The organism is Nocardia sp. NPDC004123 (assembly GCF_053603795.1).
This window is the reverse complement of sequence record NZ_JBSGGG010000013.1, coordinates 218,269-240,245: the sequence shown is the minus strand read 5'-3', so window position 1 is coordinate 240,245 and position 21,977 is coordinate 218,269. Positions and strand designations below refer to the sequence as shown.

Sequence of the window (21,977 nt, the reverse complement as noted above, 5' to 3'; positions counted from 1 at the left end):
CCGCTGACCCTGGGGGACCAAACGGTCTGTTTCCCCTACTCATTCGAGAGTCTCCTTGAGTCATTTGACGGTTTCCGCCGGGCTTCCAGTCGGTGATCCTCGAGGGAAACCTCTGCGCCGGTGGCAGATCGCCGGGCGTAACCGGAAGGGCAGTTCGTGAAACAAACCCATGTAGTCCTCATCCACGGTGCGTGGTTCCACAGGTCGTCCCTGCAAGGCTGGGCGCAGTTGTTCACCTCATACGGGTTCGCGGTGCGCATCCCGGCCTGGCCGTTGGAGGACCTTGGGCTCGCAGCGCTCACCACCCATTACGAGAAGATCGTTCGCTCGTACGACAACCCGCCGGTTCTCATCGGGCACTCGGCCGGCGGACTCATCGCACAGCAACTACTCGGCGCGGGTCTGGGCCGTGCGGCGATTGCCGTCGCCCCGTTGCCGGGAGATGGCATACCGCTGAGCAATGCCTCGGGTCAGCCCGGCGGGTGGCGTCTGGATTCCGGTCGGCTGTCTCGGACGATCTTCCGGCACCTCGTCGCCAATGCGGTCGGTGAGACGGAGGCCGTGCAGCTTTTCGAACGGTACGCGGTTCCGGCCCCACGCAGGCTGCTGGCGGACCTCGGGCTCGATTGCCTCGCCATCGGGTCGGCCGACACCGTCGTGAACATGGCCAACCCTGCGCGGGGTCCGCTGCTGCTGATCTCCGGGCAGGAGGATCGGATGGTCTCGGATGCCGTCACCCGTTCGGTGTACAAGTTGTACGGCGACTCACCCGCCGTGACCGATCTCAAGCAGTTCGCCGATCGGGGCCACTCGCTCGTATTCGACAGTGGTTGGCGCTCGGTCGCTGATCACGTCCTGACCTGGCTGGCCGCCAACGGCATAGCCGCCGTGACGGCAGAAGACTGACCGGTCGGATCAGTCTGCTGCCGTCCGGCTCAACGCATCTCGAAGCGCGGCCCGGGTGGTGACGCCCAGCTTCGGAAAGATGCGGTACAGGTGCGAGCTGACCGTGCGCGGCGACAGGTGCATCCGGTGACCTATTTCCTTGTTCGTCAGGCCGGCCGCGGCCAAATCGGCGATGCGGCGTTCCTGCAAGGTCAACGAGGTCAGGTTCAGCGTCGAGGCCCGGGACGCGGCACCGGTGGCGTGAACCTCGACTCGTGCCCGCTCCGCCCAGCCTTCCGCGCCGAGCCGCTCGAACGCCTCGGCCGCGGAAACCAGGTATTGCCGGGCTGCCGCCCGCCCGTGGACGTGCCGCACCCGTATCCCGTGGGTGAGCCGGATCCGGGCCAGCTCGAACGGAAAACGTTCGGCATCCGGGTGTGATTCGGCCCGTGCGAACATCTCGGCGGCTTCTAGTTCGCTTTCAGCGGTCATCGCGAGCGCACCGTAGGTGATCAACGCCAGACGTGGCGATACGTCCGGCAGGCCGGCATCGCGGGCGGCGAGAGCATGAGCGCGGGCTTGGTCGGCCCGGCCGGTCTGGTGAGCGGCCTCGACAAGGTCGAGCAGAGTACGAGAGGCCTGATACATGTAGGCGTGGAACGTCCCCGGGGAGGTAATGCCGATGGCATAGAGGTAAGCGGCCTCGTAGTCGCCGGCACTCAACGCAGCGATCGCGCCCGCGGAGTCGGCCACCTGGGTGAGGAACCCGAGTCCGCGGGGGCGAGCCCACGCGTCGACCTCGGCTTGCAGATCTCGCGCCGACCCGGATTGTCCACGAAGCGCCGCGAGTTGGGCCAGATACGCGCGACTCTGCGTGGCGAACAAGCCGTATCCGTGCTCTGTCGCAATCGTCAAGACCCGCCGCCCGGTTTCCTCGGCCTCGTTCCACTCACCGACCGCCATCTGGTCGAGCATGATCAGGTGCAGCATGACCATGCCGCTGGTCAGGGCTCCCGTCGTCAACTCGCGGTTCACGATGTGCTGCAGGTAGGGCCGGTACCGGCTCAGCACATCGAGGTGATACGCCGCCACGGCCAGGCGGCTGACATCCCAAGGTTCCAGGTCCGGCAGGCTCGCGGTGGCCAGCTCCACAGTCATGGCCAAGTCGGCGCCGTGACGGGTCACATCGCTCCAGGCCGCGCTGTACAACCGCTCGCGTTCGGTAACCATCTCGTTCATCGAGGCCAGGAGTTCGTGGGTGTGCTCCCAGGTCGCGCGGTCCCCGGCGTACTGACTGATCACCAACAACAGGATCACCAGCCGGGTTCGGACCTCGTCGGAGGCTCCCGTTCCGCCGTCGCGCAGCTTCACGATTGCCGCGGCGACCTGCCGGTGCGTGGAACGGACGTCCCCATCCTGGTAGAGCGCCTGATACGCGTAGGTCAGGGCTGAGACCGGCGACTCTGTCGTACCCGGCACCAGGTCGGCGCGGACGAGTCGATCGGCCTGTCCGAGGCGGGCGGCGTGACCGGCGACGAACGCCGCATCGGCCAATCGCCGGGAACGCTCGGCGCGGTTCGTGCTCAGCTCGGCAGCGCGGGTCAACCAGGCCACGGCCGCCAGGGCACCGCCGCGACGGGTCGCCGACTCGGCCGCGGCTTCCAGGACATCGGCCACCTCCGCATCGGGGTCGACGGTCGCCGCTGCCAGATGCGTTGCCTGGCGCTCGAGATTTTCCTGATGGACCTGTGCCAATGTTCGGTGCGCGGCGCGGCGCTGGTTAGGGGTAGCCATCTGCACGATCGTGGAACGCACGAGCGGGTGCCGGAAGGTGAAGTCGCCGGTGGCCGGATCAACGTCCAACAGCCCGGTGGCCACCGCCTGGTCGGCGTCGCGCATGCGGTAGCGCACACCGTGGACCGTGTCGGAGTCGGACCGTGACCCGGTGCCGTCAAGGGCACCCATCAGAAGTTCAGCCCGCACGCTCGCGTCCAGGGATTCGATGCGCGTGCCGAACAGACGCTGCAACCGCCGGGTCAGCGACACACCTTGCGGACCGAAGTCTTCCAGTGACGTGTCGCCTGGCTGTCCGGCAAGGTGGGCGGGCATCTCGAGCAGCGCCAGCGGGTTGCCCTGCGCCTGCTCCAAGACTGTTCGGCGGACGTCCTTGCCCAGGTTCGGGTAGTACCGGTCGAGCAGGCGTGCCGCGTCCTCGTCGGGAAGGGTGGAGATCGGCAGCTCGGGCAGTGCCGCGGTGTCGAAGCGCGAGGTGATATCGGTGCGGATCGCGACCAGCAGCTTCACCGAGCTGCCGGACAAACGCCGGCCGACGAAACCGCAGACGTCGGCGCTGGAGTCGTCCAGCCACTGCCCGTCGTCGAGGACCAGCACCAGCGACCGCTGCGCGGCGGCGCGTGACAGGAGGGTGAGAACAGCGATGCCCAGCGTCATGACCGACGGCGGATCGCTTCGCACCCCGCCGAATACCGCGTCGAATGCCGCTCGGCTCCCGTCATCCAGCCCTTCGACATCCGAAAGCAGCGGATGAAGGAACTGATGCAGCCCGGCGTAAGGAAGGTTCGACTCCGCTTCGACCCCGGCGGCCCGGACAACGGTGCAACCCGCTTGCTCCGCGAGTGCGACAGCATGGTTCAACAGCGAAGTCTTGCCGACCCCGGCGTCGCCACGCAAAACGAGAGCCTGGCCCGTGGTGGACATGGTGAACGCCAGCAGCGCTGCCTGCTCGGCAGTTCTGCCCACCATCGTCGTGTCGGTAGATTCCATGCCAGTCGATCCTCTTCCACGATTGCTGCGAACTTGCTTTTCGGCTGGTCTTCCAGTCAGCTGGTCTTCCAGTCAAAGGACAGTGTTTTCACCACGCGCCAGCTCCAACAGCGCCAATGGGTTGCCGCGTGCTTCGGCAACGATCCCGTCCCGCACACGGGGAGGTATGGCCCCGGCCAGCACCTCGTCCAATAACGCTCGGGCGTCGTCAGCGCAGAGCCCGTCCACCCGTAGCTCCGGCAGGCCGGAGAGAAGTCCGGCCTCGGAGGGCACGAGTTCGGAGGCCGGACCGGACACGGCGAAAACCAGAGCCACCGACTCGGCGTCCAGCCTGCGGGCGACGAACGCCAGGATGGCCGCGGACAGCCGATCGATCCATTGCACGTCGTCCACGACACAGATCAGCGGTTCATCGACCGCGGCCTCCGCGAACAGACCCAGCACGGCGAGCCTGGTCAGCAGTTGCCCGGGCGATTCACCGGCACCGATCCCCAATGTCGTCGCCAAGGCTGCCCTCTGAACAGCAGGCAACCGGCCCAGATAGTCCAGCAGAGGTGTGCATATCTGCTGGAGGGCCGAGTATGCGATCTCGGATTCGCTCTCGACCCCGACCGTGCCGACAATCCGGCCTTCCTCGAGCCGGCCGGCGAGGTAGGCGAGCAGGGCGGTCTTGCCGACACCCGACTCCCCGCGCAACACCAGCGTCCGGCTGTGTCCGCAACGCACATCGGCCAACAGCCGATCGAGCACTTCCCGTTCGTGGGCGCGACCATGGAGTGTGGGCAGCGAAGGGCGACTCATCGGTCTGCATCCGAGACCGCCAGGACCGCCGTTCTTGAAGTCCACTACTTCGAGCTCCTTCGTAGCGAAGGATGCCGCTCGGCATCCGTCGTCCACGATCACCCCGGGGAACGTCCGATCGCCCCAGGGACGAACCCTGGTTGGTACCCGGGCCTTACGCCAGGGTGGTGACTGGGGGGCGGTGCCGGCCGAAAGGGGTTCAGATATCTCGTTCGGAGACGATGCCGTACTTGATCGCCAGGTTGGCCAGTCGGGCGCGCTTCTGGTTCTGGGGGAGGTCTTCTACGCCGAATTTGTTGAACAGGGTGCGCAGATGGGCCTTGACGGTGTCGACGGAGAAGAACACCTCGTCGGCGATCTGCTGATTGGTGGCGGGTAGAGCGAATCCGTCGGCGCCGGTGACCCGGGGGCGACACAGCGCGATCAGGACCGAGCGTTGCGACGCGGTCAGCGAGCTCGGGGTCGGCAGACCATCGCGGGCGGCTCTTGTCCGATCGTCCTCGACGCCTTCGGTGAAGTCGTGAAAAGTGATGCGAGTACTGCCCATACGCATGACATCGCCGGGTCGTAGCGTGTGACGACCGGTCAACCGGTCGCCGTTGACGAACGTGCCGTTGAGCGAGAGGCCGCCGTCGAGCAGCGTCCACTGCTCGCCCAGGTATTCGGCGATGGCATGCAGGCGCGACACCTCCTCGTCCCAGAACAGCGATACGTCCGCCCGCGGGGAACGACCGATCGTCATTCGTGATTGCTTGGGCGACAACGACAGCTCACGGTGTCGGCCTTCGTTGTCGTAGACCCTCATGAACGGGCCGTCGTGATCGGTCCCCAGTGTCGACTCCTCGCTCGTGCTCGGGGTGAGCCGTGAACGGCCGCCATCGAGATCGATGGCGGCCGTGGCAATTTCAGCGGGGCGTATCCGCGGTCGGGAGGTCAGCGTGCTCCCGTGTCGCCGTCGTTCGCGAGGAAGTCGAGCAGTGCGGGGTTGACGACCTCGGGGTGGGTCCAGGCGATGTTGTGCGGACCGCCCTCGATGGTGACCACGGTGAGGTCCTTGATCAGGCCGGGCAGCCGTGCCGCGGTCGCGGAGTAGGGCAGGATCCGGTCCTCGTCACCGTGGATCAGCAGCACGGGCACATCGATGGCGGGCAGATCGTCGCGGAAGTCGGTCAGCCAGGTGTCGACGCAGGCGTAGGCGGCATGGGTCGAAGCGTTCAACGCGACGTTGAAGCTGTTCTGCCAGGCTTGTTCGCTGATGCGGGTGCCGCCGAGCACGTCGACGTTGTAGAAGTTGTCGAGGAAGTCCTTGAAATAGGCGGGCCGGTCGGCGAGGACCGCGGCCTTGATGCCGTCGAACACCGCCTGGTCCACACCTTCCGGGTTGTCCTCGGTCTTGCGCAGATACGGCGGAATCGCGCCCATCAGTACGGCTTTCGCGATGCGCGCCGACCCGTACCGGCTCAGATACCGGGTGACCTCGCCGCTCCCCATGGAGAATCCGACCAGGATGGCGTCGGTCAGGTCCAGATGTTCGACGAGGGTGTGCAGGTCGGCGGTGAAGGTGTCGTAGTCGTAGCCGATGGTCGGGCGGCTGGAGTTGCCGAAACCGCGGCGATCGTAGGTGATCACGCGGTAACCGGCGTCGAGCAGCACCCGCTGCTGCTTCTCCCACGAGGCGCCGTTCAGCGGGTACCCGTGAACGAGCACGACCGGTCGGCCATTGCCGTGGTCTTCGTAGTAGATGTCGATGGTGTCGCTGTTCTCACGACCGACTGTCAGCTTGGCCATTGCGATTCCTGTTCGGTGTCGAAGTGGATGTTGGTTTGAAGTCTGAATCCGAGAAGGTGCCGACGGCATCAGTCAACTGACGCTGATTTCGGCGTAACGCCGCCCGGATGCCCAATGTGCCGCTGTCATCAGTGATTACGTCATTCGACGGTCGCGGCGGCCGGTCGCGAATTCCTAGTTTTGTGCTGACTCCACAAGCACGAAAGGAACTCCGGAATGACGACCGAATTTCAGCTCGGCGACGAGTTCACCGTCAACCGAATCGGCTACGGCACCATGCGATTGGGCGCACAGGAACCCGGTTTCGACGAGGCGATGCTGCATGTGTGGCGAGCGCCCGCCGACCGGCAGGCCGCGCTCGCGCTGCTGCGAGGTGCGATCGAATCGGGGGTGAACCTCATCGACACCGCCGATGCCTACGCGCTCGGCGAGACCGAGGAATTGATCGCCGAAGCCTTGGCACCGTACCGCGACGATGTCGTCGTCGCGACGAAAGTCGGTGCCGTCCACCCGACTCCGACCGAATGGATTCCGCTCGGGCACCCGGCCTATCTGCGTCAACAGGCCGAACTGTCGCTGCGGCGGCTGCGAACGGACCGCATCGACCTGCTGCAACTGCATCGCATCGACCCGGCCTACCCGCTCGCCGACCAGGTCGGCGCACTCCGTCAGCTCGTCGACGAGGGCAAGGTCCGTCACATCGGCCTGTCCGAGGTCAGCGTCGAGGAGATCCGGGCAGCCGCGGCAATCGCGCCCATCGCCAGCGTGCAGAACCTGTACAACCTCACCCACCGCGTGGCCGAGGACGTCGTGGAATACACGGCCGCGCAGGGCATCGCGTTCCTCCCGTGGTTCCCACTGGGGTCGGGCGCGCATGCCACCGAGACCGGCGTCCTGGCCGAGGTCGCCGCCGAATTCGACGCGACCCCGGTGCAGGTGTCGTTGGCGTGGCTGCTGCACCGGTCACCCACGATGCTGCCTATTCCGGGTACGACTTCCCGGGCTCACCTCGAACAGAACATTGCCGCAGCCCGGATACGGCTGTCCGACGCGCAGTTCGAGCGGCTCTCGAGCGTCGCGGCCCCCACCGCCGCTGGGTGACGACGCGGCGACTAGGTCACGGTCGCCGTCAGCCGACCGATGTGGCGGCGGCGTTGCGCGACCCACAGTGGACTCCGCGCAACCTGCCGCCCAATTCCCCGAAAGGACAATCACATGAACGACATTCGACGTCCCCGTATCCGCCGCGCGGGCCGGGCCATCGCCGCGGTCACGGCCGCGGTGGCGGCCGGCAGCCTCGCCGTCGCGTGCACCGCGAGCACCACCACCCATGCCGGGCCGACCGAGGACGCACCCAAGCCGACCGTTGTGCTGGTGCACGGGGCCTTCGCCGACGGGTCGAGCTGGAACGACGTCGTCGACAAGCTGCGCAAGGACGGGTATCCCGTTGTCGCGGCGGCGAATCCGCTGCGCGGACCCGCCTCGGACGCCACCACGCTGCGAGGATTGATCAGCCATATCAATGGTCCCGTCGTGCTGGTCGGGCACTCCTACGGCGGATCGGTCATCAGCACCGCCGCAGCGGGCAGTGATCAGGTGAAGGCGTTGGTCTACGTGGCGGCGTTCCTGCCCGCCGTCGGCGAGTCCGCGCTGGAGCTGACCAATAAGTTCCCCGGATCTACCCTGCCTGGCACGCTCGACCCGGTGCCGTTCACCAACCCCGACGGCAGCACCGGCACGGATCTGTATATCAAGCAGGACAAGTTCCACGACCAGTTCGCCGCCGACGTCCCCGCCGACCGCGCGGCGCCGGCGGCCGCCGCTCAGCGTCCGATCCTGCAAGCCGCCCTCGAGGAGAAGGCGACCGTCGCCGCGTGGACCGACAAGCCCAGCTGGGACGTGGTCACCACCGAGGACCTCAATATCCCGGTCGCCGCACAGCGGTTCATGGCCGAGCGGGCGCACGCACAGGTCACCGAGATCGCTGCCTCGCATTCGGTCGCCGTATCGCATCCCGATCAGGTGGCCGCGGTGATCGAGCGGGCCGCCTCGAACTCGGCCCACTGATCGTCATCGTCGCATTCTGAAAGGTATTGAGCTCCATGGGAACACTGGATGGCAAGGTAGCCATTGTTTCCGGCTCGGGCCGCGGCATCGGCCGCGAGATCGCACTGAAACTCGCTTCCGAAGGTGCGGCCGTCGTGGTCAACGACCTCGACGCCGGACCCGCCGAGGAAACCGTCGCGGCGATCGAGGCTGCAGGCGGAAAGGCCGTCGAATGCGCGGGCAACGTCACCGCGGCGGGTTTCGCGGAGCGCTTCGTACAGACCGCCGTCGACTCTTTCGGCGGGCTCGACATCATCGTCAACAACGCTGGCTACACCTGGGATTCGGTGATCCAGCGGATGACCGACGAACAGTGGAACGACATCCTCGGCGTGCACCTCACGGCCCCGTTCCGGATCCTGCGGGCCGCCCAGCCGGTGATCGCAGCCCAGACGAAGCGGGCCGAAGAAGCGGGGGAGCCGGTCCCGTGCCGCAAGGTCGTGAACATCTCCTCGGTAGTCGGTACCGGAGGCAATGTGGGACAGGCCAATTACTCCGCGGCCAAGGCGGGCATCACCGGCCTGACCAAGACCATTGCCAAGGAATGGGGTCGCTACAACGTCACGGTCAACACCGTGGCATTCGGCCTCATCAAAACCCGCCTCACCGAGGCCTCGGCAACCGGCGACAGCACCATCGACATCGAGGGCCGCAGAGTCAGGGTCGGCGCCGACCCGAACCAGTTCGCCGCCATGGAACAGCTGATCCCGCTCGGTCGCGCCGGAACCCCGATCGAAGCGGCAGGTGCCGTCTACCTGCTGTGCATCCCCGAATCCAACTTCGTCAGCGGGCAAACCCTCATCTGCGGCGGCGGCTTCACCAACTGATCCCGAATTTCGGTTGCGCCGAACTCTGAAGAGTCGCAACGGAATTGATTCTTACCCTAGTCGCGAAGTGCGGCTTTGCGGCAGAACGGAAGGACAGACGCATGTCTGCGAAAACCATCGTCATCACCGGCACCTCGAGTGGATTCGGACGCCTGACCGTGCGTCGATTCAGCGAAGCGGGATGGAACGTCGTCGCAACGGTCCGTAAGGAGTCCGACCTTGATGCCCATGTCGGGCAATCGAATGTGAAGACGTTGCTACTCGACGTGAACGACGGGCTCGCCGACCTGGAATTCGGCGAAATCGCCCGCGCTCAGTTCGGCAGGGTCGACGCCCTGATCAACAATGCCGGTTACCTCCAGTCCGGGCCGCTGGAGGCCAGCACCATGGACCAGGTTCACCGCCAGTTCCAGACCAATGTCTTCGGCCTGATCGCACTGAACAAGGCGTTCATTCCGATTCTGCGCGAGCAGCGTTCCGGGGTGATCGTGAACGTCAGCTCGATCAGCGCCGACGCGGGCTACCCCTACACCTCGGTATATCAGGCCTCCAAGGCCGCGGTCGCGGCGTTGACCGAAGGCCTGCATGCCGAACTCGCCGAGTTCGGCGTTGCGGTCAAAGCCCTGCACCCGGGCAATATGGACACAGAGATCTTCAACAAGGTCGACCTGCCCGCCGACATGCCTGCCGCCTACCGAGAGCCGATGGACCGGTTCTTCTCCGCCAACGTGGTCCGTTCCGACCCGGCGCTGACCGCGGAGGTGATCTGGCGCATGGTCACCGACGGCGACACCCGCAAAGTGCACTACTACAGCGGCCCCGACGGTGAGGCGATTCCCCGCGTCAAGCAACTCCTGGGCCAGGACTGGTACCTCGACGAACACAATGCCAGCAATCGCCAGGAAGCCAGCCCGCTCTGGCAGACGCTCATGCCCCGCCCGAAGTCCGAGAACCACAGCTGAACCGGTTGCGAAATGACCCGCGGCCCCGGCTGCGGGCATTCCCGCCGATCAGACTCCATTCTGAGCATTAGGAAGAACACATGAAATCGACTCGGGCCGAACGGAACTCGCCTCGGCGTGGGCTATGTGTCGCGATTACCGGACTGGCGGCCATCGCCGTGACCACCGCAATGGCGAATCCGGCCGCCGCATCCCCCGCCAGTGGTGTCACCGGCACGATTCTCGGCCAGACCAGCATCGGCGGCACCGATTACATTCTCCGCGAAATCACCATCGCGCCTGGCGGATCCACGGGCTGGCACTACCACGACGGCCCCGTCTACGGCACGGTACGTAGCGGTGTCCTGTCGCACTACCACTCCGACTGCTCACTCGACGGCGTCTACCATGCGGGCGAGTCCCTGGTCGAAACCCCAAGCCCCAGTTACATTCACATCGGTCGTAATCTGGGTTCCGAGCCACTGGTGCTGGACGTGCTCTACGTTCTGCCGTCTCACAGCCCGCTGTCGGAGGATGTGCCTGCCCCCGAATGTGACCGGTAAGAAGAGTCGTTGCGCCCGGACGGACCGACCGACGGTGGATTCTCCCTTCTATGTGGTGCATCTGCGGCGCGCGCTCTGAAAGACCTGTCCCGCAAAGTAAACGACCCGCTGAGCCGCAGCGTGCCAATCGCGGGTCCATCGTCGAAACGCCGGGCCTTGCCCGGCTTGATACGGAGTGATCTGTCATGCCCGCAAGTACGACCGTTCCAGCGCTGCCGCCTACCGCGGTGATGATGCAGATCCTGGGCGGATTCCAGACGTCCCAGGCAGCCTATGTAGTGGCGAAGCTGGGAATTGCCACGATTCTCGAGCAGGAAGGCCCGAAGGCGGTCGCTGAACTTGCCGAGCGCACGGGAGCGCAGCCCGATGCGCTGCGTCGCCTGATCCGGACGCTCGCGCCGCTCGGATTGTTCGCCACCGATGACGACCGCGTCAGCATCACGCCGTTGGGGGCAACCCTGTCGGAGACGCACGCACAGTCGCTCTACGACATGGCGTGTATGTGGATGGAGACCCACTACCTGCCGTTCAGCGAGCTGCTCTACGGCGTGCGCACCGGCAGGCCCGCGGCCGAGAAGTACTACGGACAACCGGTCTTGACCTGGTTGGCGGCCGACCCGGAGCGAGCGGCACAATTCGCCCGGGCCATGGCTGAGGTGACGTCGAGCTTGCGCACCGGCATGTTCGACGGCTACCGGCTTCCGGCGGGCAGGACGGTGGCCGATATCGGCGGCGGTGACGGCAGCGTTCTCGTCGAACTTCTGTCACGCGGCGAAGCCGACCGCCAGGGGATCGTGTTCGATCAGCCCAACATCACACCCGAAGCCGAGAAGACCATCGCAGCCGCGGGTCTGGCCGAGCGTGTAGACGTCGTGGCGGGAGACTTTTTCGCTGCGGTGCCGACCGCCGACATCTACGTCCTCGGCTATATCCTGCACGACTGGGACGACGTGTCGAGCCGGCGCATCCTGACCTCCATCGCCGCTGCGGCAGCACCGGGAGCGCGGGTTCTCGTCATCGAGGGAATGGTGCCCGCCGGTGACACGCCTCACCTGACCAAGGCGATCGACCTGACAATGCTGGGAATGCTCACCGGAAAGGAACGCGGCGAGCAGGAATACCGGGAACTGCTAGACAGTGCTGGATTCACGCTCGACCGGGTGGTGGCCACGCCGAGCCCTTACTCGATCCTGGAAGCCACGCTGCGTTGAGACAGCTGGTGGCCGCGCACAACGCGGCCACCAGCTTCACCGATGCGGCCGATCAAGCTTGGCGCTGGGGCATTTCGGCGATGAGGGTCGGCAGGTGCTGGTGTATCGCGGGTCCGTGTCCTGGGACCAGGACGTGTGCCTGTTCGACGGCAAGCGCCTGCACGCTGTCCATTGTTCGAGTTTCGTTGTGGTTGAACACGTTTGGCAGTAGTTGGGGGCCTGGCCCCGGTAGTAGGGGGTGGCCGGTGACGAGAGCGTCCCCGGAGAACAACACGCCTTCGGAGGGCATGAGGTAGGCGGTATGACCGTTGGTGTGCCCTGGTGTGGGAATTGCGACGAACCCGCCCGGCAGCGCCGTCAGGACAGCCGGGTCCGCCGCCTGGGCGGTGGGTACCCGCATTCCGATATGACCGGCGACCGCGCGTGCTGTCTGCATCACCCACCGGGCCCCGCGTCGCGTTCTCAGTTCCCGCAGCATCTCGGGTGCGGTGATCTGTTGCAGGTATTCACGTTTGGCGTGCGGGACTTCCTGTTCGCCGGTGTAGACGGCCACTCCGGTTCGCTCGACGAGCACGGGTATGGCGCCGATGTGGTCGAGATGGGCGTGGGTGAGTAGGACAGCGGCGATATCGCCCAGCGTATGACCGATTCGACGTACGGAATCGAATACCGCGGCCGTGTCCGCCGGATAGCCGGCGTCGATGATCGTGACACCCGAACCGTCGCTGACCAACGCCCAGTTGACGTTGGTTCCCGACACCATGTGTACCGAGTCGGAAACCTGCTCGATTTTCATGTCGAAGACGCTATGGAGCAAGCGGATTCCGTCGCGAGCGTTGAATGACGTAATCCCTGTCAGAGGAGCGACTTCGACAGGCAACCGCAGCCTTTTCCTTGCCGAAGCGGGATTACGTCACCTCAGAGTCAACTGACTGATACGGCGGTACGCCCTCCGCCGCGAAGGTATTTCCATGACTGCGGTACGTTTTCAGCTCCTGTCCGCCCTGTCGCCCGCTGAAGTCCTGGGGGTGGAAGGAACTGCCGTCGCCTGGGAACGTGCCTGCTACGAATGGAGCCCCGGCGGCGACACCGTCACCATCACCACCCTGGATTCCAAGCGCTTCGGCGCAGGCGGCGGCTGGACCTTCCGAATCACACCCGAATCCGACTGCAGCCGAATCGATGTCGAGCTCACTCGGACCCCGCAGACAGTGAAGGGCAAGCTGCTCGCGGCGTTGCTGCCCTTGGTCGGCCCGTCCTCATTGCGAAAGTCCCTCGCCCGCCCGCTGCAAGCGGCGTGAGAGCCGCGCCAATTCGAGGAGGAGAACGAAATGTATCGGACTTACCCGGACACAGAGCGGATTGTGATTTCGCCGGACGGGCGGCGGGCGGCATTGGCCGGTGCGCTGGGCAGCGTGGTCGAGCTGTACGACTTTCTGACCTACGGGCTCGCGGCGGCGAGCGTGTTCGGGAAGTTGTTCTTTCCGGCGGCGGCTCCATGGGTCGGTGTGCTGCTGTCGTTCGCGACCTTCGGTGCGGGTTTCGTCGCCCGGGTGTTCGGGGCGGCGGTGTTGGGGAATCTTGGTGATCGGTTGGGGCGCAAGCCTGTACTGCTGCTGTCGGTAGGCGTCGGCGGGCTTGCGACGGTGGCGATCGGCGTGCTTCCGACCTACGCCGCAATCGGTGTGCTGGCGCCGTTGACACTGGTGCTGCTGCGGGTAGTACAGGGCTTTTTCGTCGGCGGTGAAGTCGGTGGCGGGATTCTGGTCGCCGTCGAGCATGCGCCACCCGGTCGTCGTGGCTGGTACGGAAGCTGGATCATCACCGCTCTGGTCGGCGGTTCGGTCCTGGCCGTCCTCGCCTCATTGCTTGCGCATACGGTGGCCGGTACCTCGTTCATCACCTGGGGTTGGCGTCTGCCGTTCCTGATCAGCGCGGTGCCGACCGTGGTAACGCTGCTGGTGCGCGCGGGATTGCCGGAGACGCCTGAATTCGAAATCCAAAGGGACAAGGACGATCTGGTCCGCTGGCCGTGGCTGCGGGTGTGGCGAACAGCGTGGCGGCGGATCGCGACCGTGGCGGCCGTGAATACCGGGCTGACCATGATGACCTTCACCCTCATCACCTTCGTCCTGTCCTACGGGTCGAACACATTGCACATCGCGCAGCCGGTATTGCAGCACGCGACATTGCTTGCTCAGATCCTCCTATTGCCTTCCGCCCTGCTGTTCGGGTGCTCGAGCGACCGCTACGGTGCACTGCGAATCATGCTGGGCGGAGCGATTTTCAATACTTTGGTCGCATTCCCGCTCTTCTGGTTGCTGGATACCATGCAACCCCTGCTCCTCACCCTGGCGATCTGCATCGCACAGACGGGCACCGGTGCCATGCTGGGCCCGCTGGCCGCAGCGTTCACCGAAGCATTCGACGTTCGCGTCCGGTACAGCGGTCTGTCGTTGGGTTACCAGATCGGGGCAGTGCTCGGCGGCGGCCTGGTTCCGCTGGTCGGAACCGCACTCGTGCACTGGTCCGGCGGAGCCTCGTGGCCCGTCGCGCTGTACTTGTCGGTAGGCGGCCTGATCAGCGTCATCGGCGTACTCGCAATGCGCAATGCGCGCCGCGTGAGCTGAGCCTGCGCAGAAGCCGTGGAAAGACAGCGGTACGGGAGCGACACGGGCCTGTCCCACCCCGAAACGGCCGGAATTGGCAACAGATTTGGCAACCGGCGACGGCGAAACCCGGCGGGCCGCGTGATACGACACGGACAGCATGGACGAACGAAACACCGCTGACCAGCACAGAACGGATTCCCCGGTACGCAGAGGGACCGTGTGTGACGGGTCCTCGTTGGCTCATAACCCAGAGGTCGCAGGTTCAAATCCTGTCCCCGCTACTAGGCAAAAGGCCCGGAACCATCAGGTTCCGGGCCTTTTTCGCGAGCTGGCGCCGGATGCAGCTGCGTCTTCGTCCATACCGGGGGGACATGCCGGGCCCACATCGCCCAGCGTCTGCTCGAGGCCAACAGCCGCAGCTTCGATACCACCCAGTCGCAAATTTGCTGGAGGTCGAAGAGGGCAGCAAGCTCCTCAGAAGTTCAGTGCCTCATGACGTTTGGCTGTCTTGATGTCCTGCATGGGAGCGCTGCCTTCCAGAAGGCTGCGGGGCCCAAGACGATTCACTGGATCGAGGGTGCCAGTCACGTCGATCTCTATGACAGGGAGCAGTACGTCGGTCCGGCTGTGGAGCAGCTCACCGATTTCTTCGCTGAGAAGCTCCATCTGATCGTTTGAGCGCATCGCGGTTCCGTTCCTGCGGCGTCGAATTACGTCGGCTGGAGCGTCAGGTGACTGATGTGCCGGTGCTGGTGCGCTGGCCACAGTGAGGGGGACGTTCCAACCGAGGAGAGATCTTGAAAAGACGGCTTCTGACACTCGCGACCGTCGGCATCACGGTGGCCGGCGGCGCCGCCATCTACGCACTGGTGGACAGGTCGGACGATTCCACGGCGGCTCCCGCGAGCGCAACCGGGTTCAGCTGCTCCACATTCCAGATACCGGCACCGGCCGGCGCCACCGTGGAGTCCCTGACGGCGACCAACGTCCCTGCGGGAACGTTTCAGGTCCCCGGGAGCCCGCCGCTGGGCGGCTACCCCGTGCCCGACGTCCCCGCGCACTGTGAAGTGACAGTCACGCTGACCCACCCCGGGGCGAACGACCACGCCAAGGTGCAGGTCTGGCTGCCGGAGTCCGGCTGGAACGGCCGATTCCAGGCGGTCGGTGGCGCCGCCTACGCCGCGGGGAACATCGGTAGCGTGGCCACGGCCATCAAGCAGGGCTACGCGGCCGCGACCACAGACGCCGGCGTGGATACCAGCGGCCTGGACACCAGTTGGGCGCTGACCTTGAGCGGTCAGGTCAACACCGCTCTGCTCGAGAACTTTGCCTCCCGCTCGGTGCACGAGCTGGCCGTCGTCGGCAAGCAGGTCGTCACCGACATCTATGGCCATGCCGCGTCCTACGCCTACTGGAACGGCTGCTCCACCGGCGGGCGACAGGGCTACATGGAGGCCCAGAAGTACCCGGCCGACTTCAACGGCATCAACGCCGACGCCCCGGCCATCAACTGGAACCAGTTCGAGGTCGCCACGCTATGGCCGCAGGTGGTGATGAAAGAGGCGCACACCTACCCGACCACGTGCGAGTTCAACGCATTCAACCAGGCCGCGGTCAAGGCCTGTGATGCGGTCGACGGCCTTGCCGACGGTCTGATCAGCGACCCGAGCCGGTGCAACTTCGACCCGCGCCGGCTGATCGGCACCAAGGTTCAGTGCGACGGTAAGGAGTACACGATCAGCGAGGCCGACGCCGACGTGGTCCGCAAGATCTGGGACGGTCCGCGGGACACTAACGGCCAGCGGCTATGGTACGGCCTGCCGATCGGCGCCGACTTCAGCAACCTGACGGCCAGTACCACTGGCGCCGATGGTGCCACCGTGGGCTCGCCGTTCCCCGTCCCCGCGCAGTGGGTCGCCACGTTCGTCGAGAAGCAGCCCACCTTCAACACCGCGAACCTCACCTACGCGCAGTTCGACGAGATCTTCCAGAAGGCCCGCTCCGAGTACGACTCGATCATCGGCACCTCCGACCCGAACCTCTCGGCGTTCCGCGACGCGGGCGGCAAGATCATCACCTGGCAGGGCGACGCCGACCAGCTGATCCCCACTGCGGGCACCGTTGACTACCGCAACCGCGTGGATGCGCAGATGGGCGGCACCACCAAGGTCGACGACTTCTACCGCGTCTTCCTGGCACCGGGCGCCGCGCACTGCGCCCTCACCGGTAGCACCGTCAACGACCTGACCGCCCTGACAGCGTGGGTTGAGCATGGCCAGGCACCGGACGTCCTGCGGGCCACCCTGACCACTGCCACCGGCCAGACTGTCTCGCGCGACCTCTGCCGTCTCCCGTTGGTCTCCCATTACAGCGGCGACGGCGACCCGACGTCCCCGACCAGCTTCCGTTGCGTCGCACCCTCGCCCTAGCACCGACCATCCCGGCCTGGGCTGGGCCGCCCTCTCGAAAAGGGAACGGGCCCAGCCCAGTTCGCGCAGACATTCCAGACGACGAAAGGAGCCGAAGATGCCGGAGACCGAACCCGAGAACATGGCGGGCGGCGCTCCCGTGGCTCGGAGAACGATGTTCGGCATGCTCGGCCTCGGTGCGGCGGGGCTGATTACAGCGCCGTACGTGCAGGCCGGTTGGGAGGGTTTGCTGGCCAAGGCATCTCAGAACGATCCGACCGGACTCACCGGCCTGCTCCCGAACCCGGGCGGGTTCCGGTACTACAGCGTTGTCCGCTCGGTACCGCGCAAAGGCGAGACCGACTACGAGCTGAAAATCGACGGCCTGGTGGACCGGGCGCGGACGTACACGCTCGCGGACCTGCGCGCGTTGCCCCAGACCCGGGTCGTCCACGACGTGCAATGCACCGACGGCTGGCGCGTCGAGAAGGTGCCGTTCGAGGGTGTGAAACTGTCCGACTTGCTGGACGACGCCGGGGTCAGCGCAGGCGGCGAAGCGCTGAGTTTCGGCTGTTTCGACGGTGCGTACACCGAGAGCCTCACGCTGGAGCAGGCCCGGCGCTCCGACGTGCTGGTGGCTCTGCGGATGCAGGACGCGCCGATCACGCATGAGCACGGCGGCCCGGTCAGGCTCTATGTGGCGCCGATGTACTTCTACAAGTCCGCCAAATGGTTGTCCGGCATATCGGTCACCAGCCGGGTCATCCCCGGCTACTGGGAGGAGCGCGGGTACGACGTGGACGGCTGGCTCGATGGCACGGAGTGAACCGCAGACGGGAGGGCATCCCGAACGGTGGCCTCGACGGCGCGGTGTGCGGCGGTTCACCGCAGCCGAGCGGGTGGTCCACCGCGCCACCGGAACGCTGATGCTGCTGTGCGCGACGACCGCAGCCTGCCTGTATATCGGGCCGCTGGCTCAATTGGTGGGTCGACGAGACATCGTGGTGATTGTCCACGAGTGGTCGGGCGTCCTACTGCCTGTGCCGGTCCTGCTGGGGTTGTTCTCGCCGGCCTTCCGCGCCGATCTCCGCAGGCTGAACCGCTTCGCGCCGTACGACCGGCGCTGGCTGCGTGCGGTCCGCCGGCGCCTGACCGCTCCGTCGGAGCGCCCCGCCGGTAAGTTCAACGCCGGCCAGAAGCTCTACGCGGGCTGGATCGCCGGCGCCGTGCTGGTGATGATGTTCACGGGCCTGCTGATGTGGTTCATGCACCTGCTCCCGGGCATCTCCCGGACCAGCGCGATCTTCGTGCACGACGTCCTCGCGTGGGGTATCGCGGCCGTGCTGGCGGGTCACATGCGAAAGGCGTACCAGGATCCGGAGGCGCGGCGCGGCATGCGGACCGGGTACGTGGACCGGGTCTGGGCGGACCGGGAGCATCCCCTGTGGCTGGTCGAGGACCAGCCGACCACGGATCGGAGTCCCGAATCCTTTGTGTAGTGCGCGAAGAATCCCGGATAAGGTCTGAAGCGGGTGTGGTTGCCGCACAAGCGGTTCCGGATTTCTTTCGAACATCCCCGCGGAGACCGCCCAGCCGAATCCGTCGGATGACGCTGTGCTGACGTAATGGCGGCGGCATCCGCGTTGAACCTGGCTCCCGGCAGGAATCGGGCGTCTCGCCCAAATCTGTTGAGCGCGGAGTGGTTCGATGCGTGGCAGCCCAGGGTGTGTCCCCTCCACCGTCCATGACACCGGAGTCCGGAAACCCTGCCGAAACGGGATTACGTCAAGACAGCGTCATCTGACAGATTCGGCGCCCCGCCGCCGGCGGCGAAGGTATTCCCATGGCTACCGTCCGATTTCACCTGACGTCCACCCTGTCTCCCGCCGAAGTCATGCACGTGCTCACCGACTTCGGACCCACCCGTCCAGAGGTGTGGCCGACTATCGACGCCGAACACTTCGTCGTCCACGAGCGTGGCGAGAACTGGGCCGAGGTCACCGAAGGCACCGCCGCCGCATGGGAACGCGCCCGCTACGAATGGGATCCGGCCGGGGATACCGTCACCATCACCACGCTGGACTCCAAGCTCTTCGGCGCGGGCGGCGGCTGGGTCTTCCGCATCACGCCCGACCTGCCCGGCTGCCGGGTCGACGTCGAGCTGACCCGGACCCCGCAGGCGCTCAAGGGCAAGATCCTGGCGGCGTTGCTACCTCTGGTCGGGCCGCCCTCGCTGCGCAAGTCCTTCGCCACCCCACTGCGGGCCGCGTGATCTCCATGCCGTAGGTCGAGGCGCTCGTACTTCGCTCTCCCACAATCCATGCCATCGCGGAGCGACGGCGATCCCGAAAGGCTCATGCAATGAACCCGCCGAAGTCCGAACAACGCGTCATCGCAGAGCTTTTCGTCTGCGGCCCGGTAGCGATGCTGATCTGGTCGGAGACCGCCGTGCTGCACGGTCGCGGACCATCCGCGCGGGAACTCATGCGCTAGTCGCGAGAACAGCGACACCATCGACAGTCGCGGGAGGTCCGCACACCATTGCCTGGACCCACCCCGAGATCGTGAACCCCGCACTGCTGGAGTTCCTCTCATGACCGCATTCCCTCGGCCACCCGTCGCCGCGCCGGACCAACTGGAAACACGCTGCCGGAATCTCGAACAGGGATAGGGGTGGTCGTGGTGCTCGGGTTCGCGCTGTGCGTAGTCGACCAGCAGACCGAAGCGAGTCCGCCGCCCAGGGACGACGCGGCGGGGTGGCCCGCAGGCCCCTGACGTGGTCTGAAATGATTATGTGTCTGAAAAGCCTGCGAAACCGACCGCGAATGGCGAGAATTGTCTATGCTGCGCAGCGGAACGAGGACCTGCCGCCGCACCGCCCGAAACCCCTTCGGCACCAGAGGAATTGGACAATGAGCAGGCTGGCGACAGCGTGCGCGGCGATCTTGGTTGCCGCGGGCGTCACGGTCGGGACCACGGTGGCCGGCGATGCGCGGGCGGAGACGCACGGCGCACTGCCCTGCACCCCGTACACCGCGATTCTCGCGCCGGGGACCTGGGAGACGCGTTTCGATGCGGATCCGATGGTGCCGGTCGGCATGCTCCGGCCGATCGGCGATGGGCTGCAACGGCAGTACGGCAGTGACATCACCGTGCTCTATGCCCCGTATGCGGCAAGCGCTTTCGATCAGGGACTGAGCTATGCGCAATCCCTGAGCACCCTCGAATCCCGGCTGCACCAGATGGCGAGCAGCCTGTGCGGTTCGACGCGAGTCTTCCTTGCCGGGTACAGCCAGGGCGCGGACGGAATCGGCGATTTCGCGACCGAGATCGGCAATGGCGAGGGGCCGATCAGCGCCGATCGGGTGGTCGGCGTGGGGCTGCTGGCCGATCCGCATCGCGATCCGAGAACCACTCTCTCGCTGGGCGACCCGCAACCCGGTCACGGCATCGCCGGGACGCGGAGTCAGGACTTCGGTGCGCTGACCGATCGGGTGCGCACCCTGTGCGTCGAAGGCGACCTGTACTGCTCGCTCAATGCCGCCACGTCCCCGTTCCTTTTCGCGCTCGGCCGGGTGCTCAGCGGTGACTCCGCGATGATCGCATCCCTGATTCCCGCGGGCACGGATCCCAGCACACTGCTCGCGCAGGCTGTGAAGGTCGGCGCCGGTTGGACGGCGACCGCGGCGAACCTGCCCGCCATTCTCCAAAGCCTCACCAACCTCCCCGATCTGATCCAAGCGGGCGATATCAGTGGCGCGCACGAGATCGCGAGCAACCTCAATATGGCCCTGGCTCCGATGGTCCAGGCCGCCGCGGGCGTGGACCTGCCTCTCATCGGCTCGGTCATCCGGGCGGCGGCGGCCATCGACCCGTCGGGCTGGACCGCCGCTGCCAGCGTGATCGCCGATGCCCTGACCCAGATCGACATCCTGCGCATCGCGGGGAATGTCGGCCGCATGCAGGACACCCTCTGGCGCGCAGTCGAATCCCTCACTCGCAACGACGCGTCCGGCGCCGCTGCCGAAGTGGCGACCCTCGCCCCGGCCGGACTCGATCTGGCCGGCTCCGTTCTCGGCCCCCTCACCAACGCCGTACGGGGTGATCTCCGCGTCGCCGCGCAAACCCTGCTCAGCATCGGCGGTATCGACAGCATCAACGATCTGCTGGAACTGAGCCGCCAGGGCGTCGACATGGCCACCTTCTACGCCTCGAAGGCGCACGTCGACTACGGCGACGACGCACAGATACTCCTGGGCTTCCTGGGCTCCCTGGCTGCTTGACAGGACGCCGCTCCCCGCCCCGGAACCACTGGTTCCGGGGCTGCCCGCGTTGGGGCGGGTTAGGATCTGTGTGATTCATGGACCGGTGGGGAGCCGGACCTGAGGGGGAGCGAAACATGGTGACTACCACCGATATACCCGTGATCGGCCGCAGAGAGCGCAACCGGCAGCGGGTCCGTGCCCGGATCTACACGTCCGCGCTGGAGTTGTTCGCCGAAAAGGGCTACGACGCAACGACGATCGACGAGATAGCGGAACGCGCGGACGTGTCGCGCGGCACCTTCTTCAATCACTTCCCGCGCAAGGAAGACCTCATCACCGAGTGGGCCGAGGACCGGCGCCGCACACTGATGGACCGCATCGAGCAGCCGCTCGGGGCCGGGGCGAGCGACACCGGCGCGCTGTTGCACCGGTGCATGGCCGGTCTCGCCCAGCTCAGCGAGGCGCAGCGCGGAGTCACCGAGATCATGCTGACGGCGTGGGTGAAGACGGGCCGGCCCCTCACCGAAGAGCCCTACACCGCCGAGGTTTTCGCGCGGATCGTCGAGATCGGCGTCCGGCGCGGCGACATCGACGCACGCGTGGATCCGGTCCTGCTGGGGAACCTGCTCCGCGACGCCTACCTCGGGGTCGTGTACCGCTGGGCCCGCCGCACGACCGACCGGGAGCGGATAGCCGGCGAACTGCGCGACGTACTCGACGTCATCCTGCGAGGTGTCGCAACCAACAAGGTCGCCGGGACCGAGAACGGTTGGCCCGCAGCGTGAC

Annotated in this window: 22 protein-coding genes; 16 read left to right on the top strand and 6 right to left on the bottom strand. The window is 66.0% G+C overall.

Annotated features, from left to right (window positions below; all coding sequences use genetic code 11):
- Window positions 1-156: 156 nt before the first annotated feature.
- Entirely contained in the window at window positions 157-906 is a 750-nt protein-coding gene (locus tag ACWEQQ_RS20805; protein ID WP_452349331.1) for an alpha/beta hydrolase, read from the top strand.
- A gap of 9 nt (window positions 907-915) precedes the next feature.
- Here ACWEQQ_RS20805 and ACWEQQ_RS20800 read toward each other — a convergent pair whose 3' ends face one another.
- From ACWEQQ_RS20800 to ACWEQQ_RS20785, 4 genes are all read right to left on the bottom strand, one after another.
- The gene (locus ACWEQQ_RS20800; protein ID WP_452349330.1) at window positions 916-3,669 is read right to left on the bottom strand and encodes a helix-turn-helix transcriptional regulator; all 2,754 of its coding nucleotides are present in this window, start codon (window positions 3,667-3,669) and stop codon (window positions 916-918) included.
- 72 nt (window positions 3,670-3,741) lie between these two features.
- Window positions 3,742-4,470, bottom strand: a complete 729-nt coding sequence (locus ACWEQQ_RS20795; RefSeq protein WP_452349329.1) for an AAA family ATPase — start codon at window positions 4,468-4,470, stop codon at window positions 3,742-3,744.
- Between the two features lie 199 nt (window positions 4,471-4,669).
- Window positions 4,670-5,275, bottom strand: coding sequence for an FHA domain-containing protein (locus ACWEQQ_RS20790; protein ID WP_452349328.1), 606 nt, complete (start codon window positions 5,273-5,275; stop codon window positions 4,670-4,672).
- A gap of 128 nt (window positions 5,276-5,403) precedes the next feature.
- Complete coding sequence (locus ACWEQQ_RS20785) at window positions 5,404-6,258, bottom strand: alpha/beta fold hydrolase (RefSeq protein ID WP_452349327.1); 855 nt, start codon at window positions 6,256-6,258, stop codon at window positions 5,404-5,406.
- 216 nt (window positions 6,259-6,474) lie between these two features.
- Here ACWEQQ_RS20785 and ACWEQQ_RS20780 point away from each other — a divergent pair, with 216 nt between their 5' ends.
- The 6 genes from ACWEQQ_RS20780 to ACWEQQ_RS20755 all read left to right on the top strand — a co-directional run bounded on the left by ACWEQQ_RS20780 (window position 6,475) and on the right by ACWEQQ_RS20755 (window position 11,906).
- A complete protein-coding gene (locus ACWEQQ_RS20780) occupies window positions 6,475-7,359 on the top strand; it encodes an aldo/keto reductase (RefSeq protein ID WP_452349326.1) in 885 nt (294 codons plus the stop codon).
- A 114-nt stretch (window positions 7,360-7,473) separates the two neighbouring features.
- Entirely contained in the window at window positions 7,474-8,325 is an 852-nt protein-coding gene (locus ACWEQQ_RS20775; protein WP_452349325.1) for an alpha/beta fold hydrolase, read from the top strand.
- 35 nt (window positions 8,326-8,360) lie between these two features.
- Window positions 8,361-9,191 carry an SDR family NAD(P)-dependent oxidoreductase gene (locus tag ACWEQQ_RS20770; protein WP_452349324.1) on the top strand — a complete coding sequence of 277 codons (831 nt, stop codon included), beginning with the start codon at window positions 8,361-8,363 and terminating at the stop codon, window positions 9,189-9,191.
- Between the two features lie 101 nt (window positions 9,192-9,292).
- Window positions 9,293-10,153 carry an SDR family oxidoreductase gene (locus tag ACWEQQ_RS20765; protein ID WP_452349323.1) on the top strand — a complete coding sequence of 287 codons (861 nt, stop codon included), beginning with the start codon at window positions 9,293-9,295 and terminating at the stop codon, window positions 10,151-10,153.
- Between the two features lie 80 nt (window positions 10,154-10,233).
- The gene (locus ACWEQQ_RS20760) at window positions 10,234-10,695 is read left to right on the top strand and encodes a cupin domain-containing protein (protein ID WP_452349322.1); all 462 of its coding nucleotides are present in this window, start codon (window positions 10,234-10,236) and stop codon (window positions 10,693-10,695) included.
- Between the two features lie 185 nt (window positions 10,696-10,880).
- Entirely contained in the window at window positions 10,881-11,906 is a 1,026-nt protein-coding gene (locus ACWEQQ_RS20755; protein ID WP_452349321.1) for a methyltransferase, read from the top strand.
- A gap of 52 nt (window positions 11,907-11,958) precedes the next feature.
- Here ACWEQQ_RS20755 and ACWEQQ_RS20750 read toward each other — a convergent pair whose 3' ends face one another.
- The gene (locus ACWEQQ_RS20750; protein ID WP_452349320.1) at window positions 11,959-12,786 is read right to left on the bottom strand and encodes an MBL fold metallo-hydrolase; all 828 of its coding nucleotides are present in this window, start codon (window positions 12,784-12,786) and stop codon (window positions 11,959-11,961) included.
- Between the two features lie 91 nt (window positions 12,787-12,877).
- Here ACWEQQ_RS20750 and ACWEQQ_RS20745 point away from each other — a divergent pair, with 91 nt between their 5' ends.
- Window positions 12,878-13,207: a hypothetical protein gene (locus ACWEQQ_RS20745; RefSeq protein WP_452349319.1), complete on the top strand. Its 330-nt coding sequence runs from the start codon at window positions 12,878-12,880 to the stop codon at window positions 13,205-13,207.
- 30 nt (window positions 13,208-13,237) lie between these two features.
- Entirely contained in the window at window positions 13,238-14,536 is a 1,299-nt protein-coding gene (locus ACWEQQ_RS20740) for an MFS transporter (protein ID WP_452349318.1), read from the top strand.
- A gap of 456 nt (window positions 14,537-14,992) precedes the next feature.
- Here ACWEQQ_RS20740 and ACWEQQ_RS20735 read toward each other — a convergent pair whose 3' ends face one another.
- Window positions 14,993-15,202 carry a hypothetical protein gene (locus ACWEQQ_RS20735; protein ID WP_452349317.1) on the bottom strand — a complete coding sequence of 70 codons (210 nt, stop codon included), beginning with the start codon at window positions 15,200-15,202 and terminating at the stop codon, window positions 14,993-14,995.
- 113 nt (window positions 15,203-15,315) lie between these two features.
- Between ACWEQQ_RS20735 and ACWEQQ_RS20730 the strand changes: the two genes are divergently transcribed.
- The 7 genes from ACWEQQ_RS20730 (at window position 15,316) to ACWEQQ_RS20700 (ending at window position 21,976) form a co-directional block, all read left to right on the top strand.
- A complete protein-coding gene (locus ACWEQQ_RS20730) occupies window positions 15,316-16,947 on the top strand; it encodes a tannase/feruloyl esterase family alpha/beta hydrolase (RefSeq protein WP_452349316.1) in 1,632 nt (543 codons plus the stop codon).
- 97 nt (window positions 16,948-17,044) lie between these two features.
- Window positions 17,045-17,752 (top strand): molybdopterin-dependent oxidoreductase, encoded by a 708-nt coding sequence (locus ACWEQQ_RS20725; RefSeq protein ID WP_452349315.1) that lies wholly within the window; start codon window positions 17,045-17,047, stop codon window positions 17,750-17,752.
- Window positions 17,739-18,425: a cytochrome b/b6 domain-containing protein gene (locus ACWEQQ_RS20720; protein WP_452349314.1), complete on the top strand. Its 687-nt coding sequence runs from the start codon at window positions 17,739-17,741 to the stop codon at window positions 18,423-18,425. Before ACWEQQ_RS20725 ends, ACWEQQ_RS20720 begins: the two co-directional genes overlap by 14 nt.
- Before the next feature lie 344 nt (window positions 18,426-18,769).
- Entirely contained in the window at window positions 18,770-19,198 is a 429-nt protein-coding gene (locus ACWEQQ_RS20715) for a hypothetical protein (RefSeq protein WP_452349313.1), read from the top strand.
- 89 nt (window positions 19,199-19,287) lie between these two features.
- Complete coding sequence (locus ACWEQQ_RS20710; RefSeq protein ID WP_452349312.1) at window positions 19,288-19,419, top strand: hypothetical protein; 132 nt, start codon at window positions 19,288-19,290, stop codon at window positions 19,417-19,419.
- Window positions 19,420-19,838: 419 nt separating this feature from the next.
- Window positions 19,839-21,209 carry a cutinase family protein gene (locus ACWEQQ_RS20705; protein WP_452339053.1) on the top strand — a complete coding sequence of 457 codons (1,371 nt, stop codon included), beginning with the start codon at window positions 19,839-19,841 and terminating at the stop codon, window positions 21,207-21,209.
- 116 nt (window positions 21,210-21,325) lie between these two features.
- Window positions 21,326-21,976: a TetR/AcrR family transcriptional regulator gene (locus tag ACWEQQ_RS20700; RefSeq protein WP_452349311.1), complete on the top strand. Its 651-nt coding sequence runs from the start codon at window positions 21,326-21,328 to the stop codon at window positions 21,974-21,976.
- The last annotated feature ends 1 nt before the right edge of the window (window position 21,977 follow it).

What these genes read in the sequence shown, in the direction of transcription:
- ACWEQQ_RS20800 (WP_452349330.1), bottom strand. Translation starts at nt 3,669, where the DNA reads ATGGAATCTACCGACACGACGATGGTGGGCAGAACTGCCGAGCAGGCA.
- ACWEQQ_RS20795 (WP_452349329.1), bottom strand. Translation starts at nt 4,470, where the DNA reads ATGAGTCGCCCTTCGCTGCCCACACTCCATGGTCGCGCCCACGAACGG.
- ACWEQQ_RS20790 (WP_452349328.1), bottom strand. Translation starts at nt 5,275, where the DNA reads ATGAGGGTCTACGACAACGAAGGCCGACACCGTGAGCTGTCGTTGTCG.
- ACWEQQ_RS20785 (WP_452349327.1), bottom strand. Translation starts at nt 6,258, where the DNA reads ATGGCCAAGCTGACAGTCGGTCGTGAGAACAGCGACACCATCGACATC.
- ACWEQQ_RS20780 (WP_452349326.1), top strand. Translation starts at nt 6,475, where the DNA reads ATGACGACCGAATTTCAGCTCGGCGACGAGTTCACCGTCAACCGAATC.
- ACWEQQ_RS20775 (WP_452349325.1), top strand. Translation starts at nt 7,474, where the DNA reads ATGAACGACATTCGACGTCCCCGTATCCGCCGCGCGGGCCGGGCCATC.
- ACWEQQ_RS20770 (WP_452349324.1), top strand. Translation starts at nt 8,361, where the DNA reads ATGGGAACACTGGATGGCAAGGTAGCCATTGTTTCCGGCTCGGGCCGC.
- ACWEQQ_RS20765 (WP_452349323.1), top strand. Translation starts at nt 9,293, where the DNA reads ATGTCTGCGAAAACCATCGTCATCACCGGCACCTCGAGTGGATTCGGA.
- ACWEQQ_RS20760 (WP_452349322.1), top strand. Translation starts at nt 10,234, where the DNA reads ATGAAATCGACTCGGGCCGAACGGAACTCGCCTCGGCGTGGGCTATGT.
- ACWEQQ_RS20755 (WP_452349321.1), top strand. Translation starts at nt 10,881, where the DNA reads ATGCCCGCAAGTACGACCGTTCCAGCGCTGCCGCCTACCGCGGTGATG.
- ACWEQQ_RS20745 (WP_452349319.1), top strand. Translation starts at nt 12,878, where the DNA reads ATGACTGCGGTACGTTTTCAGCTCCTGTCCGCCCTGTCGCCCGCTGAA.
- ACWEQQ_RS20740 (WP_452349318.1), top strand. Translation starts at nt 13,238, where the DNA reads ATGTATCGGACTTACCCGGACACAGAGCGGATTGTGATTTCGCCGGAC.
- ACWEQQ_RS20735 (WP_452349317.1), bottom strand. Translation starts at nt 15,202, where the DNA reads ATGCGCTCAAACGATCAGATGGAGCTTCTCAGCGAAGAAATCGGTGAG.
- ACWEQQ_RS20725 (WP_452349315.1), top strand. Translation starts at nt 17,045, where the DNA reads ATGCCGGAGACCGAACCCGAGAACATGGCGGGCGGCGCTCCCGTGGCT.
- ACWEQQ_RS20720 (WP_452349314.1), top strand. Translation starts at nt 17,739, where the DNA reads ATGGCACGGAGTGAACCGCAGACGGGAGGGCATCCCGAACGGTGGCCT.
- ACWEQQ_RS20715 (WP_452349313.1), top strand. Translation starts at nt 18,770, where the DNA reads ATGGCTACCGTCCGATTTCACCTGACGTCCACCCTGTCTCCCGCCGAA.
- ACWEQQ_RS20710 (WP_452349312.1), top strand. Translation starts at nt 19,288, where the DNA reads ATGAACCCGCCGAAGTCCGAACAACGCGTCATCGCAGAGCTTTTCGTC.
- ACWEQQ_RS20705 (WP_452339053.1), top strand. Translation starts at nt 19,839, where the DNA reads ATGAGCAGGCTGGCGACAGCGTGCGCGGCGATCTTGGTTGCCGCGGGC.
- ACWEQQ_RS20700 (WP_452349311.1), top strand. Translation starts at nt 21,326, where the DNA reads ATGGTGACTACCACCGATATACCCGTGATCGGCCGCAGAGAGCGCAAC.